The sequence below is a fragment of the [Clostridium] clostridioforme AGR2157 genome (assembly GCF_000424325.1).
GTDB lineage: Bacteria > Bacillota > Clostridia > Lachnospirales > Lachnospiraceae > Enterocloster > Enterocloster clostridioformis_A.
The window spans coordinates 1-3,406 of record NZ_AUJR01000108.1 but is presented as its reverse complement, the minus strand read 5'-3'; the positions used below and the strand labels follow the sequence as shown (position 1 = coordinate 3,406).

The following is a 3,406-nucleotide window of genomic DNA, read 5'->3' as shown; positions in this document are numbered from 1 at the left end:
TGAATCAAAGATATGTGGATGAACTCAGACAAAAATACATCAAAAATCCTCCAGAAGGAATGACACCCAAACTGGTCAAGGACATGACCGATTCTGATTTATTGGATATGCATTACTTTTTAACTGAAGATGACGACCTCGACGATGATGGATGGGAAGAAGGGTTCTATATCGACCTGTTCTAAACCACCGTCTGTTTTCTATACCCTCCTTTGGCAGAATCATTAGTTTACATAACTTCGTTTCAGCAAGGACTTTCCTATAATATAAGAAAGACGGCGCTTCTGTTATCGTTGGAGCCGAAACACCGACTGCCGTATGTGTTTCTTTATGCAGGTCAATCCCTACATAAATAATGTCTTCTTTTCTCAACTACCATCCTTCCTTCGCTCCCTGCTACCATCCACAAATTAAAAATCGCTGGCAACCTCAACTGATAAGCTTTATTGGCCGATTTACGCTCCCAGAGCTACGGCCATCGCAAGGGGGGACAAGCCTATCCGTTCTCTAACCTTGGATTTCTCACAGGTTATTCCTCTTTCGAGGTTGTCGTATGTTACCTCTGGTGGCGGCTGGATTCAAGTCTTTTTCAGGATGTTTCTTCGATTTGTTGGTTGTGCTTTAAAATGCGGCCGTTTGTTTGGTGCTTTGTGGTATCGACTTTAGCCCGGCAGTACGGTATCCTCTGTTGTCGAAGGGAGGTGAGTGAACGCATGGACGAGGCAAAATGGCTGGATGAGATGTTTGAACAGCGAATTGACCTGCTTTTGCAGGAGCGGCTGGTTTCCGGTAAAGACGATGGCGGAAAACAGGAACAGACCTTGGAACAGGCGGAAGCCGTTCTTAGGAAGCTGTCCAAAGAAGACTGGGATACGATGGATCGCTTTCAGGACATGGTGATGGAACAGAGTTCTAAGGATTCCTCCTATCTATATGTATGCGGCTTTCAGGATGGCATCCGAATCATGAAGATGATCGACAAGCTGTAAGGTAAGGACAATCCCTTCGTTTCCCAAATACGAGCGGCGGGATTGTCCTTGCTTTTTTCTTCTTCTCTTTGCCCCCCCCCCCCCCTAAACCCCCTGGTGTGCGCCATCTTACTGGAACCGTTGGACACGTCAATTTCTTTTCTCTTACAGATTCATTACGGGAATCTAACCGTCACCTCTGGAATCCCAAGGTCGAAAAATTCCAAAACTGAACTGCGTGGGTGGCTTGGCGGCACCCGGCTTTTTCCATTTCTGGAATTATGTCACCCATGGTCTTGTAACCGACACTAAAAGAAGCCGTTTTCCGGGTGGCATGACGGGAAATTTTGTTAAGCTGGAGGCCCCTGTTTTTTGAACAACTTTTTTTGCTTTTTCTGAATGTTTTATGCTGGATTTATGCTTTGAACCCGCAATAAGGACGGTTTTAAAGCATTTCCAGGCTTTTGGAGAGAAAACTTCTTATGCAGACCACGCAAAAGCGGAATCCACGGAGTCATTTGGGACGAATACGGGAGATCTTATCGTTATCCCCTCAGCGGCAGGTTGTCGTTGACTTTCTCTTGCCCCTGTGATGCGCCGTGGCCCACTTTGTTGGCGTTATTCAGCCAGACTCGGAAAGATGTACCATGAAGCGGGTAATTCGGCCTGTTGGCCCGATTTGGAGAAAGGGCATTTTCCTCCCAAGCGGCCAGAATATCCAGGGTCGAAAAGTGTGCAGGTTAAAGAGGTTATGCCATGAAGCGGCATAACCTCGGAGGACATCGCCCGGCAGAGCCGGGCGAAGAAATCACCAATGTTCTTTTAAGAATTTAAATATTTTGTACCGCACATTCATATTCTTCTAATGATAATTTTTGAGAATCATTAAAAAACTTGCTTTTTTGATAGTCTTCCAGCCATTCTTTTTTTCCGATTAGTAAATTGCACCAATGATTTTTTAATGACTTTGATAAAATTTTCAAAATATTTTCCATCGTTGTTTCAATTGAATTGCCTGGTAAAACTCCTTCTCGGTCTTTAGAATCAATAGAAGCAGAAACAAAATTATTAATATTCAATTTTTCTAGAACTTGCTTCTCGTTTCTATTTATATAAAAAAGTGTTATATCATCAAAATGAAATAAGAAAACAATTAAGTAATTGGAACCGATAAGAGCAATCTTTTCCTTTGAAATAACCTCAAATTTTAAAGAAAAACTTTGCATAATATCATAAAAGTATTTACTAAACCATTGTTCATAATTCAAGATTCAATTCCTCCCTACTATTTTTTAATCATCTGTTTTAATGCATTATCAAATACATAGCCGTGATCAATTAGATACTGATACTCTCTGCCAAATCCACTCAACTCTTTCATCCCTGTAACTTTGTTAATTCTGTATAATGTGTTTTCTGTAGGCTCAGTAGCAAGTACTATAATATCATTTCTCGCAATTGCATTATCAAGCCAAGGTTTATTACATTGATTCCAGAATCCATCTGGGCCAAGCTGATTATATATTTCGTCAGGTGTATTTAATAAGTTGAAACCTCCATCTCTAGGACCAAAATCCATTAATTTAGTATTGCCAAGTTCATTCAAAATATTACCTGTATCATCTGCATATGTACCTAATATGGTCGTAGTTTTCCCTGGTGTAGCTTTAAGACTGGCACCTGATGTGGGATTATATTTTAACTGAGTTCCTCTTCCCCCCTTGGCATTGACACTCAACCCTTATGCTTTTTGCGCCTTTTCCATCCCTTCTTTGGAAAAAGCGGACCGACCTTGGCAGATTCGGCAGTTCAACTCTCAAATACAAACGCAGAAAAAGAACAAAGGGGGTTCCTTTCTCTGCTGTTCTTTTCTCCATTATAAGCGTTCCGACAGCCGCTTTCAAACAGTTTCTTCCCCTGTTTTTCTCTCCGGCTCCCGGTATTCCGTGTGGTTCTTTAACATTCCATATACGATATTTACCAGACGTCTGGCGATGCAGATTAATGCCTGGGGTTTGTTCTTGCCTTCCTCCAGCTTTTTCAGGAAATATTCCGTAGCTGTACGCCGTATCCATTATACCATTGATGTTCAGCTCCATCAACACTTCTGCATGGTCGCGGTTCACATCGTTGACATATTCCACCAGCTCATAATTCTTCTGTTTCCCGGTGGTTTTAATCATGTCAATCAGTTCCTGCTCCAGCTCGGATACCTCCCCGTCTGCCGGGAACAGGATACCGCTCTGGTTCTGGCTCCCGCCTGTATTATTGGTGTTTCCGCTGGCATTGCCATTATTGTCATTGGTTCCGCCGTTGCTGCTGTTGCCGTTGCCATTTCCGTTGTTGCCGTTTCCGTTTCCATTGTTTCCGTTCCCCCAGCCATAATGGTTCCCATTGCCGCCGTTCCCGTTATTGCCGTTATCATTCTTTCCGGCATA

General features: G+C 42.8%; 4 protein-coding genes and 1 pseudogene. 2 read left to right on the top strand and 3 right to left on the bottom strand.

The window, feature by feature from the left end; all coding sequences use genetic code 11:
* Positions 1-185, top strand: a 185-nt coding sequence (locus G614_RS31585) for a hypothetical protein (RefSeq protein WP_027643845.1), incomplete at its 5' end; no start/stop codon positions are given.
* Positions 186-713: 528 nt separating this feature from the next.
* Positions 714-989 (top strand): DUF6809 family protein, encoded by a 276-nt coding sequence (locus tag G614_RS0123570; RefSeq protein ID WP_027643844.1) that lies wholly within the window; start codon positions 714-716, stop codon positions 987-989.
* An 809-nt stretch (positions 990-1,798) separates the two neighbouring features.
* Here G614_RS0123570 and G614_RS0123565 read toward each other — a convergent pair.
* The 3 genes and pseudogenes from G614_RS0123565 to G614_RS33200 form a co-directional block, all read right to left on the bottom strand.
* Positions 1,799-2,236: a hypothetical protein gene (locus G614_RS0123565; RefSeq protein ID WP_027643843.1), complete on the bottom strand. Its 438-nt coding sequence runs from the start codon at positions 2,234-2,236 to the stop codon at positions 1,799-1,801.
* A gap of 17 nt (positions 2,237-2,253) precedes the next feature.
* On the bottom strand, positions 2,254-2,706 hold the full coding sequence (locus G614_RS32265; RefSeq protein WP_049948114.1) for a hypothetical protein: 453 nt from the start codon (positions 2,704-2,706) through the stop codon (positions 2,254-2,256).
* A gap of 162 nt (positions 2,707-2,868) precedes the next feature.
* Positions 2,869-3,021 (bottom strand): annotated as a pseudogene (locus G614_RS33200) (IS110 family transposase); the annotation flags it as partial.
* Positions 3,022-3,406 lie beyond the last annotated feature (385 nt).